This is a genomic window from Agriterribacter sp., assembly GCF_035497235.1.
Classification (GTDB): Bacteria; Bacteroidota; Bacteroidia; order Chitinophagales; family Chitinophagaceae; genus Agriterribacter.
The window spans coordinates 16,557-33,567 of record NZ_DATJEB010000014.1; the positions used below are offsets into that span (position 1 = coordinate 16,557).

Consider the following 17,011-nt stretch of genomic DNA (forward strand, 5'->3'; position numbering starts at 1 on the left):
ATACATTCTGTTGCTCCTGCCTGCTATTTTTTATTGTCTTCCTTTTTGTACATCGCATTCAACCCTGTAATTACCTCTTCCGTAATATTAAATACAGGATCTTCATACAAAAAAATATTCGCATTCCTGGAGTACGAAAAAACATAGGTATAGCCGCGTGCTTTGCAGTAGCCCGATAAATAATCATTTATTTTTTTAAAAATATCATCGCGCATAATCATCGCTTCCTGCTGTACATCCTGCTCCGTTTTGCGGCGCTGGTTTTCGAGGTATTGTAATTGCTGATCATATTCTTTCTTAAAAGCATCCGCTTCGGCCTGGGTAATGGCATTCCCTTTTTTAAGGAAATCTACCCGCCGTTTATCCAATTGCTGGTAAGCGCCATTCAACTGGCGGTCTAACCCGTCTTTCTTCTTTTCAAAAACTTCTATCTTTCCTTTATAAAACTCAAACCGCGCATCTATTGAATCCAGATCAACATAGGCGATCTTTAACGTTTTTGCCTGTGAAGTATCGCCCGAACGTACTTCAGTAACCAGTCCGCGCAGTTTGGTGTTTTGTGTTTGATGCTGGTAAAATAATATGCCCGCCAGAACTAAAGCGATCGAACTCAATATTAAGGAAACATACTTCATGCGTATTTTTTTGCAAATTATACAACAAAAAAGGAGCAGAGTCTATACGCTCTACTCCTTTTCAACTATTTTAACAAACTATTCTTCTTCGTCAAAGCTCATCGCTTCACGGGTAGTTTGCAGCAATTCATATTCCTCCTTGCTGCCTACAATCACATTGTCAAACTCACGCAACCCGGTACCTGCAGGTATGGGGTGACCGGTAATTACGTTTTCCTTTAATCCCAGCATATCATCAACTTTACCCTGTATAGCAGCCGAGCTCAGTACTTTGGTGGTTTCCTGGAACGATGCGGCGGAAATCCAGCTATGTGTACCCAAAGATGCTTTGGTAATACCCAGCAACACGGGTTTGGAAGTAGCAGGATTAGCGTCTCTGAACTCCACCAGCTTTTTATCGCCTCTGCGCAGGATGGAATTTTCTTCACGCAGTTCGCGCAAGCTTACAATCTGCCCTGCACGCAGCCTGGCAGAATCGCCTGGCTCTGTTACTACCTTTTTATCGTATATCCAGTCGTTTTCTTCAATAAATTCAAAGCGGTCTTCCAAATCCTCCTCCAGGAACTTGGTATCGCCCGGCTCAACAATTTCAACCTTCTTCATCATCTGCCTTACAATTACCTCAATATGCTTATCATTAATACGCACACCCTGTAAGCGGTATACTTCCTGTATCTCGTTCACCACGTATTCCTGTACGGCAAACGGTCCTTTAATATTAAGAATATCCGCAGGCGCTGTTTGCCCGTCAGATAAAGGCGTACCGGCTCTTACAAAATCGCCGTCCTGCACAAGAATTTGCCTGGTAAGCGGAACTAAGTATTTTTTAACTACACCGTCTTTGGCTTCTATAATGATTTCGCGGTTACCCCGTTTTACCACCCCAAAGGAAACAACGCCGTCAATTTCAGAAACAATAGCAGGGTTGCCCGGGTTACGTGCTTCAAATAATTCCGTTACACGCGGTAAACCACCGGTAATATCGCGCAGCTTGCCCAATACACGTGGAATTTTTACCAATACCTGACCGGCACGAACCTCTTCGGTTTCATCAACTACAATGTGTGAGCCTACGGGAAGGTTATAGGTTTTAATTTCTTTACCTTCTACCATAAGCATGGGTATCTTGGTCTTATCTTTTGTTTCAATAACTACTTTTTCACGGTGCCCTGTTTGTTCATCCGCTTCTTCACGATAGGTGAATCCTTCTATTACACTGTCAAATTTAACAGCACCCGCAAGTTCAGAAACAATTACATTATTGAACGGATCCCATGAGCAAATGCTATCTCCTTTTTCTACTTTCTGGCCATCTTTTACATTTAAAGTGGCGCCGTAAGGAATATTATTGGTGATCAGCAGCCTGTCATTTTTTACATCAATAATCCTTAGCTCACCCGTACGGCCAATTACAATCTGCACTTTCGCGCCCTGGTTATTTTCAGCGGTTACGGTACGTAATCCGTCAAACTGCACCGTACCATCAAACTTAGCCACTAACTGCGAATCTACAGAAGCGGAACCTGCCACACCACCCACGTGGAAGGTACGCAGGGTTAACTGGGTACCCGGTTCACCAATAGACTGAGCGGCAATTATACCTACCGCATCTCCCCGCTGCGCAAGATAACCGGTTGCCAGGTTAAGCCCATAGCATTTTACACAAACGCCACGCTTACTTTCGCAGGTTAATACGGAGCGTATCTCTACTGTTTCTATCCCGGCTTCCTCAATGGTTTTAGCAATGTCTTCCGTAATTTGTTCGCCGGCGCCAAGGATCAGTTCATCCGATACCGGATTGTAAACATCGTGTACGGAGGTACGTCCCAGTATCCGGTCATATAAAGGCTCAACAATATCTTCATTATCTTTTAAAGCGCTGATGGCAATACCACGCAGCGTACCACAATCTTCTTCATTAATTACTACATCCTGGGCAACGTCAACCAAACGACGGGTAAGGTAACCCGCATCCGCTGTTTTTAAAGCGGTATCGGCTAACCCTTTACGGGCACCGTGTGTGGAGATAAAATATTCTAATACATTTAGTCCGTCTTTAAAGTTAGACAAGATCGGGTTTTCAATGATCTCAGATCCTGAAGAACCGCTTTTACGCGGCTTAGCCATCAATCCTCTTATTCCGGCCAACTGTTTTACCTGCTGCTTACTACCACGGGCACCCGAATCCAGCATCATATAAACAGAGTTGAACCCTTGTTTATCTGTTGCCATTTCACGTATAAGGGTTTCCGTAACACGGGTATCCACACGCGACCATATATCAATGATCTGGTTGTACCGTTCGTTATTGGTAATAAGACCCATGTTGTAGTTTTCCCAAACTTCCTTCACTTCTTCTGATGCTGAATCTACCAGTTCCTGCTTTAACTGAGGAATAACAAGGTCATTAATATTAAAGGATAATCCACCCCTAAATGCAGTACGGAATCCTAATTGCTTGATATCATCTAAGAACTTAGCGGTTTTGGGAACGTTGGTAATTTTAATGATATCGCCAATGATTTCCCTGAGCGATTTTTTGGTAAGCAGCGCGTTAATAAAGCCTACTTCCTCGGGAACAAACTGGTTAAATATTACACGGCCTACGGTTGTATCAATCAGTTTTTTCTGCAGTTCCCCATCATCTTTACGGATGGTAGCCCGCACTTTTATAGCTGCATGTAAATTAACCTTGCCTTCATTATAAGCTATAATAACTTCTTCGGCATTATAAAAACGCTTCCCTTCTCCCGGTATCTTTTCGGTTTCGGTTGATTTTTTGCCTTTTGAAATATAATACAAACCCAGTACCATGTCCTGCGAAGGAAGGGTAATAGGTGTGCCGTTTTGCGGGTTGAGGATGTTGTGCGAAGACAGCATCAGCAATTGCGCTTCCAAAATAGCCGCGCTGCTCAGCGGAACGTGAACCGCCATCTGGTCACCATCAAAGTCGGCGTTGAACGCAGAACATACCAATGGGTGTAACTGTATGGCTTTGCCTTCCACTAATTTTGGCTGAAATGCCTGGATAGATAAACGGTGCAGCGTGGGGGCACGGTTAAGCATGATGGGATGACCTTTAAGGATATTTTCAAGGATATCCCAAACAATAGCTTCTTTACGGTCAACTAATTTCCTGGCGCTCTTCACCGTTTTCACAATACCTCTTTCAATGAGCTTGCGAATGATGAACGGTTTAAACAATTCGGCACCCATATCTTTGGGTAAGCCGCATTCATGCAATTTCAAATCGGGGCCTACCACAATTACCGAACGGCCTGAATAGTCAACACGTTTACCCAACAGGTTCTGACGGAAACGACCCTGCTTTCCTTTCAGCACATCGCTCAGCGATTTTAATGCACGTCCGCCTTCTGCTTTAACCGCATTGGATTTACGTGAGTTATCAAAGAGCGAATCTATCGCTTCCTGGAGCATACGCTTTTCATTACGCAGGATGACTTCCGGCGCCTTAATTTCCAGCAAACGTTTTAAACGGTTATTACGGATAATAACACGGCGATATAAATCATTAAGATCGGATGAGGCAAAACGTCCGCCATCTAAAGGTACTAAGGGGCGAAGTTCCGGCGGAATAACCGGTATGTATTGCATGACCATCCATTCCGGACGGTTTTCGATTCTGCCATTGGCATCGCGGAAAGATTCTACTACACTTAACCGTTTTAACGCATCTGCTTTACGCTGTTGCGATGTTTCGGTAGCGGCGGCATTCCGCAGGTCGTAGCTTAGCTGGTCAAGATCAATCCTTCCCAGCATGGCATGAATAGCTTCCGCACCCATTTTAGCAATGAATTTCAGCGGATCATCATCCGGCAGGTACTGGTTGTCTTTAGGCAGGTTTTCCAGTATCTCTAAGTATTCTTCTTCGGGTAGCAGGTCTCCTACTTTAAGGTTACGGTCTTCGCGTATACCCGGCTGTATAACTACGTATCTTTCATAGTATACAATGCTTTCCATTTTTTTGGAGCTGATCCCCAGCAGGTAACCAATTTTGTTGGGAAGACTTTTAAAATACCATATATGCACTACCGGCACTACCAGCTTAATATGCCCCATTCTTTCACGGCGCACTTTTTTCTCCGTTACTTCCACACCACAGCGATCGCACACAATACCCTTATAACGGATACGCTTATACTTACCACAGGCGCATTCGTAATCCTTTACCGGACCAAAAATTCTTTCGCAGAACAAACCATCTCTTTCGGGCTTATAGGTACGGTAGTTAATGGTTTCAGGCTTCAAAACCTCACCATAAGACCTTTCCAGGATGGCATCGGGAGAAGCCAGGCTGATGGTGATCTTGGAGAAATTTGACTTGGGGCGATTATCTTTTTTGATAGCCATAATCTTATTTAAGATTTATAATTTGAAATTTGAAATTTCCCCCAAATTCCTTCCGGAGAAATTTTTCCATTAATGTTTGTTTACCAGCTTCGTCTCTTCTATCATCTTCCGATGCCCGCCAGGCTAACGCCAGTCAGACGGGCATCGCACACTTGTACTTTCTGAACACTATTAAGCGGACTTATTCAAATTTCAACTCTAACCCTAATCCTCTTAATTCGTGTACTAATACATTGAACGATTCGGGCAATCCTGCTCTTGGAATATTATCGCCTTTTACAATAGCCTCATAGGTTTTTGCACGGCCAATAATATCATCCGATTTGAGTGTAAGCAATTCCTGTAAAATGTTAGACGCGCCATAAGCTTCCAGCGCCCATACTTCCATTTCACCAAAACGCTGTCCGCCAAACTGCGCTTTACCACCCAGCGGCTGCTGTGTAATTAAGCTGTAGGGGCCAATGCTCCTGGCGTGCATCTTATCATCCACCATGTGGTGCAGCTTAATCATATAAATGATACCTACGGTAGCTTTCTGATCAAACCTGTCGCCGGTTTCACCATCGTACAGGTAAGTATGACCAAAAGAAGGTAACCCGGCTTTTTCAATATAGCCCGCAATTTCTTCTACGGAAGCGCCATCAAAAATGGGGGTGGCAAATTTTACATTTAATTTTTCTGCAGCCCATCCCAGTACGGTTTCATATATCTGCCCAAGGTTCATACGGCTTGGTACGCCCAATGGATTCAGTACAATATCTACGGGTGTGCCGTCTTCTAAGAAAGGCATATCTTCTGCACGAACAATTTTAGCTACAATACCTTTATTACCGTGGCGTCCTGCCATTTTATCTCCCACTTTCAGCTTACGCTTTACAGCAAGATATACTTTAGCCAGTTTTAATACACCTGCGGGTAATTCATCACCAATAGAGATATTGAACTTCTCTCTTTTATATCTTCCCAGCTCTTCGTTAAACTTAATGTTATAGTTGTGCAGCAAAATGTTAACCTGGTTATCAATATGCGCATCACCCGTCCAGCCTAATGGGTTAATATTCTGATAATCGAGCCCGGTAAGGTTTTTAGCGTTGAATTTGGCGCTTCTGCCTATCTGCATCTCACCAAAGTTATTGGTTACACCGGCAGAAGATTTATTGTTTAACAACACCTGCAGCTTACCAATCAGCACATCAAGCAGGTCTTTTTCGTTCTGCTCGTGTACTTTTTCCAGCTTATCAATAGCGGCTTTTTCCCGCACCTTCATGTTCTTGTCTTTCTTGGCGCGCTGGAACAGTTTTTTATCAATTACCACACCTTCGGTACCGCTTGGCGCTTTCAAAGAAGCATCCTTCGCATCTCCTGCCTTATCACCAAAAATGGCTCTCAGCAGTTTTTCTTCAGGTGTAGGATCACTTTCTCCTTTAGGTGTGATTTTACCAATAATGATATCACCTTCTTTTACCTGGGCGCCTATACGAATAATACCATGCTGATCCAGGTCTTTGGTAGCTTCTTCAGATACGTTGGGAATATCGGGTGTTAATTCTTCTTCACCCAGTTTGGTATCGCGCACTTCCAGTTCATATTCAGAAATATGAATAGAAGTAAACAGATCTTCACGGGCCACTTTTTCACTGATCACAATCGCATCTTCAAAGTTGTAACCCTTCCAGGGCATAAAAGCCACTTTAAGGTTACGCCCTAAAGCCAGTTCGCCATCTTTTGTTGCGTAGCCTTCGGTAAGGAAATCGCCATTTTTAACGCGCTGTCCTTTTTTTACCGCCGGGCGCAGGTTAATACAGGTTTCCTGGTTCGTTTTCATGAACTTGGTAAGGCGGTATATCCTCAGGTCGTCTTCAAAGCTTACTAACTTTTGCGCCTCGTCTCTTTCATAACGTACATGTATTTCGTTGGCATCCACAAATTCTACTACACCCTCGCCATCGGAATGTATTTGTATACGGGCGTCTCTTGCCGCTTTACCTTCCAGCCCGGTACCTACAAACGGCGCCTGCGGAACAATGAGCGGAACGGCCTGGCGTTGCATGTTCGATCCCATCAGCGCACGGTTGGCATCATCATGCTCAAGGAAAGGAATAAGTGACGCGCTTAACCCCACAATCTGGTTGGGTGCCACGTCCATATATTCTACATCTGTTCTTTCCAGGATAGGGAAGTCGCCTGTTTGACGTGATCTTACCATATCTTCCACAAATGTTCCGGTACCATCCAGAGGCGCATTGGCCTGCGCGATCTTTGCTTCGTCTTCTTCTTCAGCGCTCAGGTAGTTCAGATGTTTCATATCTACCTTTCCTTCGTGTACTTTACGATAGGGCGTTTCAATAAAGCCCATTTCGTTGATCTTGGCATGCACACACAGGGTAGAGATCAATCCAATATTAGGACCTTCCGGGGTTTCAATAGTACACAAACGGCCATAGTGCGAATAGTGTACATCGCGTACTTCAAAACCGGCGCGCTCACGACTTAAACCACCGGGTCCGAGTGCGGAAATACGGCGTTTATGGGTGATTTCACTCAGCGGATTGGTTTGATCCAGGAATTGCGATAACTGCGATGTACCGAAGAATGAATTGATCACAGAAGACAATGTTCTGGCATTAATCAGGTCTACGGGCGTAAATACTTCATTATCCCGAACGTTCATTCTTTCGCGGATGGTTCTGGCCATACGTGCCAGCCCCACGCCAAACTGCGCAAACAACTGCTCGCCTACGGTACGTACACGGCGGTTGCTGAGGTGATCTATATCGTCTATTTCCGCTTTGGCGTTGGTTAAACGAACGAGATACTTGATGATCTCTATAATATCTTCTTTGGTTAATGTTTTTTGATCGAGCGGCTGGTGAAGATTCAGCTTGCGGTTGATCTTATAGCGTCCTACTTCTCCAAGGTCATATCGCTTATCGGAAAAGAAGAGCTTATCAATAATGCCGCGGGCTGTTTCATTATCAGGAGCATCGGCGCCGCGCAACTGGCGGTAAATATGCTGCACTGCTTCCAGTTCAGAATTGGCGCTATCCTTGTTCAGGGTATTATAGATGATGGCATAGTCGCCGCTCACTTCTTCTTTTTGAATAAATACCCCCTTTACATCCATTTCGGAGATCATGTCTACCGCTTCGGCATCCAATACCGTATCACGCTCCAGCACTACTTCGTTTCTTTCGATAGACACTACTTCGCCGGTATCCTCATCTACAAAATCCTCTACCCAGGTTCTTAATACACGGGCGGCCAAACGTTTACCTATATAGGGCGTTAATGCTTTCTTTTCGGCTTTTACTTCATCGGCCATCCCGAACAGTTCCAGTATATCCTTATCGGTTTCAAATCCTATGGAACGCAATAAAGTGGTAACGGGAAATTTCTTCTTCCGGTCAATATACGCGTACATTACATTATTAATGTCTGTAGCAAATTCCATCCACGCTCCTTTGAAGGGAATTACCCTTGCGGAGTAAATTTTTGTACCGTTGGGGTGGAGTGACTGTCCGAAGAATACACCCGGTGAACGGTGTAGCTGGGATACAACCACCCTTTCTGCGCCATTGATCACAAATGTGCCGCGTGGCGTCATATAGGGGATATTACCCAAAAACACATCCTGAACAATGGTTTGGAAATCCACATGTTCTTCATCGTTACAGCTTAAGCGCAGCTTGGCTTTTAAAGGAACAGCGTAGGTTAAGCCCCGTTCCATACATTCTTCAATGCTGTAGCGTGGCGGATCAATAAAGTAATCCAGGAACTCCAGCACGAAAATGTTACGGGTATCCGTAATCGGAAAGTTTTCCTTGAACACTTTAAACAGTCCTTCAACATTCCTTTTATCCGGCGTTGTTTCCAACTGGAAGAACTCTTTAAAAGACTGGATCTGAATTTCTAATAAATCCGGCGTTTCCGCTAAATGCTTGATTTTTCCGAAATCAATTCTATTGTGTGTAGCAACTTTTGTTGAAGACATAGTATAAAAAGCGCTTTTTATTTGGTTCAATGACAAATACTCCTCATGCTCCCGTTTTGTTAGAAACAGAAGGAATTAGGAATCAGTCACTTATAATTCAATTGAAAAGTCAAATTGTATCAGGCCCAATTTAAGGAGTGCAAAGGTACAGAATATAGGCATTATAACAAGTTTTTTTAAAATTTAACCTGCTTTTTTGTATGCGTGATCAAAATGTGAAAAAATAAACCCCGTTCATACAAACACATTATAAATAACAAACAACTATCCGCTCCCGGGAATAATAGGAATCCTGCAATGCTTTATGCACGAACGCCACATCTCCCGTACCGCCCGGGCAAATGCTGTCATGCGCCTGGCATTCCAGGAAGAACGCTACTTAAATGCTGACACAACCGGCTTTCCACGCCATGCCTGCGGAACTTTTAGTCCGAAAATGTAAGCAAGCGTTGCGGCGGTATCATACGTAATAATTACATCCGTTATCTCATTTCCATTTCGCACTTTAGTACCATTAATGATCCAGGGTATTAGAACCTCGTCCAGCGACTTACCTCCGTGCCCCTTACCCTTGCCACCATGGTCGGCGCTTATGATTATAATGGTTTCCTTTTCAATGCCCGCATCTTTAACAGACTGAACAATAGTACCGATCCGGCGGTCCACGTTTTTCAGTTCTTCATAATATGCAGGCGTTCTGTGCCCAATATTGTGTCCAACTCCGTCTGGCTCGCTGAGATGGATAAAAGTTAAATTCGGCTTTTCACTTTTAATAATTGCCGCTGCCGTGTCAGCAAAAAAATCGCCGCCGGCTTCTTCATCATGTATTACAATATCAACCGCCTGCTTCTCAAAAAGATAACCGATCCCTCCCCAGTTATAGATAACCGCTAATTTGTACTGTGGTTTTTGCTGCTTCAGCAATCCAAAAATACCTGGAAAAATGCCGTACTCATTGGTTGTGGCAGGCGGTATCTCCGGTGTTTTGCTACCCCACTCCGTATATCCGTGCAACGTAGGACCCGCGCCCATCAGCATAGAAGCCCAGTTAACAGCGCTGGAGGAAGGTAATACGCTACAGGCTTTCAGGCTCCAGGATCCTGTTGACATTAGTTGCTTCAATATCGGCATGTCGGCATCGGGAACCGCATATGCGCCAAAACCATCAATACCAATCAGCACTACGTGCTTGATTTTCTTTACCTGTGATTTTGACTGCAACACCCATACGGTGCAAAGCAGCAAAAAGAGAACTCTTTTTTTCATCAGTTTATTTTTATGCAAATGTTTACAGCAATAGCTTCCTATCGCTGATGATGGTGGGAAATTGTTTTCTTATCCCGTCCGGAACAGGGTCTCTGTAAATAGTTCTGCGGCCCTGTATGGTGAGCTCCCCGCTGCTTAGTGTTACAAACGCAAAAATGGAATCTTTAAAATAGTGCGGACCTTCATTGTATACAATAGGCGGCACTGTTAATAATAAAATAATGAATGTTGTTACGAATACCATACCGTCATCATGGTCGTGCTCCATAGCGCCATGATGGTTTCTTTATTACATATATCCATATCATGATTGCCCAGTACATGACACTTCGGTCCTTTGAACCTGTTCCATTCTGCCATAATACCTCCGGACTGCTGCAGCTGTATTGCTTTTTTACCCGCTGCGTTTCACAGACCTGGCCATAGCGCATTTTTCCAGCCAGCTTGTACTGAATGGATCTATTTTACCGAACCTTGTAACATTAAAGTTGGAGAGGTTGAACACCGGTTCATTGCCTGCAGCCAATTCGGCAAGCGCCAGGCCAACGCCACCGCTTACGGCAATGCCCGCTCCGCAGCAGCCAGATGCCAGCAAAAAATTATCAACGCCCGGCACTTTACCCAATACCAATTGTCCATCCGGCGTATAACCCGAAAACCCGGCTACATAATACTTAATGCCTGTTTCGTAAAACGCCGGGAAAAACCTTGCCAGCCGTTCCGCGTTTTCGGCCAGGTCATTCATCCCTTTGTCCTCACTGAAAACAAAGTGATTGATATCATCGGGTAGCTTATCGGGTGAGGCATAAAGTGATTTTCGTTCGCGTATCCCAAACAATAGCGCACCTCCTTCGGGCCGTGCGTATGCCTGGGCATCGGGTAATAATACCATGGGGCCGTGTGCAGGAAAAATATCGGCTTTACCGGTTATCCAGTACTGGCTTCTTACCGGCGCCATGGGAATGCCGGTGCCTGTGTACATAGCCCATACAGGCGCCCAGGCCCCTGCCGCGTCTATCACCACATCAGCTTCTATAGTTCCAAGGGATGTTTTTACACCCTGTACCGCTCCATCATTATATATCATTTCCGTTACGGCGCAACCCTGCATAATGTCCGCCCCCTGCTGCTTTGCGCATCGTGCAAAAAAAGTTCCCAGCAGGTAGGGGTCGCAGTAAGCTTCCGCGGGCAGGAAAGCAATGCGTAAGGCTTCATCTGCTTTGAGCCAGGGGCACATCCGTTGCGCCTCTCCGCAACTAAGGTAATTATATGGCTGATGGAACTGCTGTGCAATATTCATTAACTGTTCCAGCTCCTTCACCGTGCCATCGCTTGCTGCAACATGCATCATTCCTGCCTTTTTTATACCCAGCGATTCTCCCAGTTGCTCTTCCATCTGTATTACGGCCTGGTACGTTTCCAGCGCAAGCGGTATGTAAGCCTGTTTTGCCCGCACGATCGTCATCAATGCGGCAGCCCGGCTGGTAGCCGCATTACAGATTTCATTACGCTCAAGTACAATAATTTTTTTTCCCGGATGATTACGGGTATAATAATAGGCAATGGCGCATCCGAATATGCCGCCTCCTATTACCACCACATCTGCTCTTTTTAATATTGCTGACACGGTATTAAAATTTTTATTTAATGAGCCGCAATACGTTATTGCTAGTATGTTCCAACATTGCTTCTGAAATTACAATAAGCCTCCCGCCTGGTCTTAGATAATATAAGGATAACAGATGGACAGTTATCGGGTATACTAACCGCTATTATGTTCCGCCAGTGATTACAGCATCCATCCGCAGGGAAGGAAAGTGTAAAAGCAACCAGGCAACCAAAGCGTAAACATTATATGAATTATGCCAATGACACTATATCCGCAGCGCTATATTCCGGGCAGGCTCCATGGTGGCCCGCTACAAAAGCCCCCATCCGGCAGGCAAATTCAAGCGCTTCCGGTATAGCGGCAGGCTGAATGAACTTTGAAATAAATCCGGCCAAAAAGGCATCGCCGCTTCCAATAGTATCGGCTACCTGCACTTTAAAGCCCGGATGCTCAACATAAGCTCCGTCATGCAACACGGCGGCTCCTTTATCGCCCCGGGTGGTAATAATTGTATTTAAATGAAACTTTTGCTGCAATGCCTGCATCTGCTCATTTTCACTACCGGAAAGTCCATACCATTGACCAAGCAATTGTAACTCGTCTGTATTTAATTTCAGCATATCGGCATGCTGCATCAGGTATTCCAATACTTTTTTTTCGTAGTGCGGCTTGCGCAGGTTAATATCTAATATCTTATACGGAGCGGTTTCTAATAACTCAAAAAGGGTTTGTCCCGATTTTTCATTCCTGGCTACGAGGCTGCCAAAAATAAAATAACGTGCCGATGCTACCAGCTTCTGCACCTGAGCGCTGTACCGGATAAAATCCCAGGCCACAGGCTGAATGATCTCGTAGCTCACATTATTACCGCTCAGGGTAGCAAGCACCGTTCCCGTATCGTACACTTCATCTTTCTGTATAAAAGCGGTATCCAGCCCCTTCAACAAAATAAACTGCAGGAGCTCTTCCCCCAGCGCATCATTTCCAATTCTGCTGATCATAGCTGTGGGTACCTGCAATTGATTAAGATGATAGGCTACATTCATTGGAGCGCCGCCCGGTAGCCTGGCATCCGGAAGAATATCCCATAAAATTTCTCCAAAGCAAACGGCTGTGAAATCGCTATTATTCATGCGTTCAAATTAGGAAAAAATCAGGATAAACGTTCGTATACATAGAAATTACTGAAAATGCATTTTGTGGAGTGCTTCTCAACACTCGTGTGTGCAGGGCAATGAAACCCCGGCGGTATCAAATTGTAACTACTTACACAAAAAGAACTTATCCAATTTCTTCAAGCAAAATAATATAGCCACAAAGACACGAAGCATTTTTCTTTGTGACCTTGTGGCTTTGTGGCAAAAAATCAACAGTTTACGAAATAGGGACTACAAGCATTTAACTATTTCTGATCGGCTATATAAATACCGCTTATTTCTTCAGCGCTCAATGCCTTAGTGTAAATCCTCACATCATCCACAAAACCGCTCAGCGCTTTTCTTGTATCACTTCCTGCATTATAAGCTCCTGTGCCATCTTCCCAGATGGTGAAAGGATAATCATTTGCACTGTCCCACAACGGCCCTTTCAGAATATTGAGATCAAAAGGAGTTGCTTTGGTATATTCTTTTCCATCAATATACACATGCAAAAGCTTTGCTGCCTGATCAAAAACGACTGTTACCATATGCCATTGATTATCGGCCAAAGCAGGAGCCTGTGGGATCATTTCACCGGCCCGCCAGTCCATGCGGTTGCTCACTCCCCCGGCATCACCGGTAACCTTAAGCAGCCATCCCTTGCCGGGTGATCCTGGACCGGTATACTCCAGCGCGCCATCAATGGCTACCAAAAATCCCGGGTTGCCGCCACTATCCCAGTCGGAATTGCCGAACAATACAGGGTCAGAACCAATGGCTACTAATTTCGTCCAAAAGCTAAAGCTGAAACTTTGTGTAAGAGCCGGTCTTAATAAGTTGTGCTTAGGTAATACAGCATACGAGCCCGCAACAAATGATGCTACTCTTCCCCGAACTGCATCCGTTACAAAGCTCACCTTAGCGGAGGCTTTGTCTCCCTGCATGGCGTCAAACCTGTTTCCACTGGCGTCATATAAATCATTGTCCATTGGCAGGTAAACCAGCAGGCTGTTTCCACTGCCGCTTGTGGTGGTAAAGCTCCAGGAAGCAGGGGTTAAAAAACCTTCAAAGGCTTTACCATCAGCATCCACAATGGATCCTGCATCGGCAAGCACATAATAACCGGTAGCAAATGTAAGGGGTGTTCCCAGCCTGATTGTTACATTTTTACCATCAACGGTTACGGATTGACCGGTAACAGGTATTTCAGCCACCTTCACATCTCCGCTGCTTTCAAACACACTAATATTGCCAGTGCCTTTTTGTACATCAGCAGCAAAAGTCAGTTCCAGCGTAAACAGGGAGGCGTTAGTGCTGCCAGGCAGCGGGTTGATGGCACTCAACGCTAAACCACTGGTGCCTACGGTTTTAAAAGTCCATGCCGATCCGGCAGCCATGCCCATATACGCATTGCCCAACAGGTCGGTAACAATTCCTTTGTCCAGGGTCACGGTATACTGCTCGTCTGCCTCCAGATCAACCGGCGGATTAATGGTTACCACCCGCATGTCTTTATCTATTGTTACGGCATCTGTTGCAACGTTGATACGCAGGGTATCAGATGTTCCTATAATTATCACTTCACCACTTCCCTTTTTTACATTTTCGCTGAAAGTTAATATCAGGTCACTGTTCACTGCAACGCCTTCTACCGCCGAAGCCGGGTTATAACTTACAATCACCGGATTTTCCGTATCAATGGTGTGATCGAATTTTTCTTTACACGATACAACCAGCACAATACTCAGTAGCAGCATTGAAACCAGCGAAACAAATACCCTGTTATTATTTTTCATCCGTATATTTTTTAGTTTTTTTGAATGTGGCCGGTGAAACCTCATGCCTTTTTTTATTCTTTAAAATACGCTTATCTCAAGTTATTGCCTGGCCAGGGTTACCTTAAAGTTTCCCTGCCCTGTTGCTTTCGTATCGGTGTTCTCCCATCCCATGTAAAAGGAGAGTGTTAGTGTGGATGTTGTAACCTTTACACTAAATTCATCCAGGGGGTCAACCCCTGTTACATTCACCATGGCACTGTCCTGGGTACCGGTAACGGTCCAGGCACCTGCGCCGGCGTTACCAAATACGATCGGGCAATCCTGTGCCAGAAACTGCGATGGGTTACCGGAAGCATCCGTAGTAAATACCAGGCGCATCCCTCCAAACACTTCCGGCGGAACATTGTCGGGCGTTACAATATTGCTGGGATGTGCCCAGGTACCGGCCAGCCGGCCGGAGACCAGTTGCTCTGGATCCAACACTTCATGTTTCAATTTGTCTTTTGTACAGGAAGCAGCTCCTGTAATACCTGCAACAAGCAGCACTAAAAGAATTTTTGCATTCAGTCTCATTTCCTTATTTTTTTTATCAGGGCACTTTAAATAAACGGTATGGTACATTTGATTTCAGCACACTTCCTTCGAGTCCCCAACTGGCATCTGCACGAATTCCAAAATGGCTTAACACATTTGCGGCAACATCTGTGAGCCCAATCGGGTAGTAAGGATGGCGCTCGGTGGCAGAACCCACGAGTTCTCCATTATTTCCTTTTCCGCTGTAATCCTTAATGACAGAGCCTCTTACTTCATCCATTTTCAGGTAAAGATTCAGGGACGCTTTGTTGGGATGATTGCTGTTTTCAATATTGCGGAGATACATGTAGCTTTTAATTGTGGCGGCAGGGAGCGCATCGGTCCATATTCTCACTTCATTAAAAGAACCGGCCCAGTTAGGATAACCACCACTATATGTTTGTGTTCCTTCCTGTGCCAGGCAGAGGTAATCAAAAGGCGAAGCCATATTGTCTGCATCTTTATAGGTCAGCGCCGATTCATTTACTTTTTCCCCATCCTGGTATATGGTGCAGAGTCTTGTTTTATCAAATACAACGGCCAGGTGATGCCAGTTCCCGTCTTCAAGCGGCTTGGATGAACCAATGTCATAGCGCTCCCTTTTGGTGTTTGCAATGTTGATCTTCCAGGTTGATCCGCTTCTGCAGATGGTAAAGCCGGGATTACCACCTGAGTCCCAGTCCTTATCACCTATGATGGAGGGGTCGCTGCCGTTAGGCCCGGCTTTTGCCCAAAATTCAATGGTAAATTTATTCATTCCCTGCAACGCTGTTCCTCTGATGGGGATACGTACATATGTTCTGTCGTTGGTAGGGTTTTTATTTATAGTTAAAACATTATCGGCATTTTCACGGGGAGCCAGCGAAGTACCAATCAATTCTTTTTTGTCTAATTCGGCTCCCGAAAGAATAATCGGTACATTAATTTCTTCCGGTGTAGTGCTTTGCGGTATTCCTGATTCTGTTCCTCCGCGCGTAGAAGCCAGGAAAATATTCCAGTCTTCATTGGCATACCCTGTGCGTGACTGAATAGCCGCATGTAACCCTGCCACATATTCATCAATCTTCTGAATAGCCAGCACGTACCGGGCCTGGCGGAGTTGGAAACCTACTGCTTCCCCTGTTTCGGCCGGACTGCTGAATTGCACGAATACCGCGCCCATATCTGCTTGCTTCAGTAGTTCCACTGATTTGCTATAAACCTCCTCATCCGTAGTAAATTGAAATTTCTGGTCTGCAGACCCGTTAAGCAAAGTATTTAGTTCCGGTGTACGCACAACAGAGGCCACTACTAAAGTAGAGAGTACAGACTTCATGCGGCTGACTACCGAAGGGTATTGCGCAAAATTGTTTCCCGAAAAAGATTCATTTACCGTTACCCCATGCTTATCTGCCGAAACGCCCGTGAGCATGGTAGACCAGCCGGAACTGCTATAGGCAGGAACACCGCCATAGCCGCTCATGCTGTAGGAACCATTTGCCTTGAGTGCGCCAATACCGGGGGTGGCAGCGTAATCAATCGCGGTATTAATAATACCATCTACGCCAATCACCAGTATCTTTTTGGTTTTCGTTTGTGCCGAAACCAAACTGCCCTGCATCAGCAAAACAGCCAGTACCAGGCAGCCATATTTAAACAAGTATTTCATT

Annotated in this window: 10 protein-coding genes; all 10 read right to left on the reverse strand. The window is 45.0% G+C overall.

Going from position 1 to position 17,011, the window contains the following annotated elements:
* Positions 1-23: 23 nt before the first annotated feature.
* The gene (locus VL121_RS04625) at positions 24-635 is read right to left on the reverse strand and encodes an OmpH/Skp family outer membrane protein (protein WP_325402646.1); all 612 of its coding nucleotides are present in this window, start codon (positions 633-635) and stop codon (positions 24-26) included.
* A 78-nt stretch (positions 636-713) separates the two neighbouring features.
* Positions 714-5,006 carry a DNA-directed RNA polymerase subunit beta' gene (gene rpoC / locus VL121_RS04630; RefSeq protein WP_325402648.1) on the reverse strand — a complete coding sequence of 1,431 codons (4,293 nt, stop codon included), beginning with the start codon at positions 5,004-5,006 and terminating at the stop codon, positions 714-716.
* A gap of 181 nt (positions 5,007-5,187) precedes the next feature.
* On the reverse strand, positions 5,188-8,997 hold the full coding sequence (gene rpoB, locus VL121_RS04635; RefSeq protein WP_325402650.1) for a DNA-directed RNA polymerase subunit beta: 3,810 nt from the start codon (positions 8,995-8,997) through the stop codon (positions 5,188-5,190).
* Between the two features lie 375 nt (positions 8,998-9,372).
* The gene (locus VL121_RS04640) at positions 9,373-10,263 is read right to left on the reverse strand and encodes an alkaline phosphatase family protein (protein WP_325402652.1); all 891 of its coding nucleotides are present in this window, start codon (positions 10,261-10,263) and stop codon (positions 9,373-9,375) included.
* Positions 10,264-10,285: 22 nt separating this feature from the next.
* Complete coding sequence (locus VL121_RS04645) at positions 10,286-10,531, reverse strand: hypothetical protein (RefSeq protein WP_325402654.1); 246 nt, start codon at positions 10,529-10,531, stop codon at positions 10,286-10,288.
* A 126-nt stretch (positions 10,532-10,657) separates the two neighbouring features.
* Positions 10,658-11,890, reverse strand: coding sequence for an NAD(P)/FAD-dependent oxidoreductase (locus VL121_RS04650; RefSeq protein ID WP_325402656.1), 1,233 nt, complete (start codon positions 11,888-11,890; stop codon positions 10,658-10,660).
* 233 nt (positions 11,891-12,123) lie between these two features.
* Positions 12,124-13,005, reverse strand: a complete 882-nt coding sequence (locus VL121_RS04655; protein ID WP_325402658.1) for a carbohydrate kinase family protein — start codon at positions 13,003-13,005, stop codon at positions 12,124-12,126.
* 269 nt (positions 13,006-13,274) lie between these two features.
* Complete coding sequence (locus VL121_RS04660; protein WP_325402660.1) at positions 13,275-14,807, reverse strand: Ig-like domain-containing protein; 1,533 nt, start codon at positions 14,805-14,807, stop codon at positions 13,275-13,277.
* Between the two features lie 81 nt (positions 14,808-14,888).
* A complete protein-coding gene (locus tag VL121_RS04665; protein WP_325402662.1) occupies positions 14,889-15,362 on the reverse strand; it encodes a hypothetical protein in 474 nt (157 codons plus the stop codon).
* A gap of 16 nt (positions 15,363-15,378) precedes the next feature.
* Positions 15,379-17,010: a LamG-like jellyroll fold domain-containing protein gene (locus tag VL121_RS04670; protein ID WP_325402664.1), complete on the reverse strand. Its 1,632-nt coding sequence runs from the start codon at positions 17,008-17,010 to the stop codon at positions 15,379-15,381.
* Position 17,011 lies beyond the last annotated feature (1 nt).

What these genes read in the sequence shown, in the direction of transcription:
- VL121_RS04655 (WP_325402658.1), bottom strand. Translation starts at nt 13,005, where the DNA reads ATGAATAATAGCGATTTCACAGCCGTTTGCTTTGGAGAAATTTTATGG.
- VL121_RS04670 (WP_325402664.1), bottom strand. Translation starts at nt 17,010, where the DNA reads ATGAAATACTTGTTTAAATATGGCTGCCTGGTACTGGCTGTTTTGCTG.
- VL121_RS04640 (WP_325402652.1), bottom strand. Translation starts at nt 10,263, where the DNA reads ATGAAAAAAAGAGTTCTCTTTTTGCTGCTTTGCACCGTATGGGTGTTG.
- VL121_RS04665 (WP_325402662.1), bottom strand. Translation starts at nt 15,362, where the DNA reads ATGAGACTGAATGCAAAAATTCTTTTAGTGCTGCTTGTTGCAGGTATT.
- VL121_RS04645 (WP_325402654.1), bottom strand. Translation starts at nt 10,531, where the DNA reads ATGGAGCACGACCATGATGACGGTATGGTATTCGTAACAACATTCATT.
- rpoB (WP_325402650.1), bottom strand. Translation starts at nt 8,997, where the DNA reads ATGTCTTCAACAAAAGTTGCTACACACAATAGAATTGATTTCGGAAAA.
- VL121_RS04625 (WP_325402646.1), bottom strand. Translation starts at nt 635, where the DNA reads ATGAAGTATGTTTCCTTAATATTGAGTTCGATCGCTTTAGTTCTGGCG.
- VL121_RS04660 (WP_325402660.1), bottom strand. Translation starts at nt 14,807, where the DNA reads ATGAAAAATAATAACAGGGTATTTGTTTCGCTGGTTTCAATGCTGCTA.
- rpoC (WP_325402648.1), bottom strand. Translation starts at nt 5,006, where the DNA reads ATGGCTATCAAAAAAGATAATCGCCCCAAGTCAAATTTCTCCAAGATC.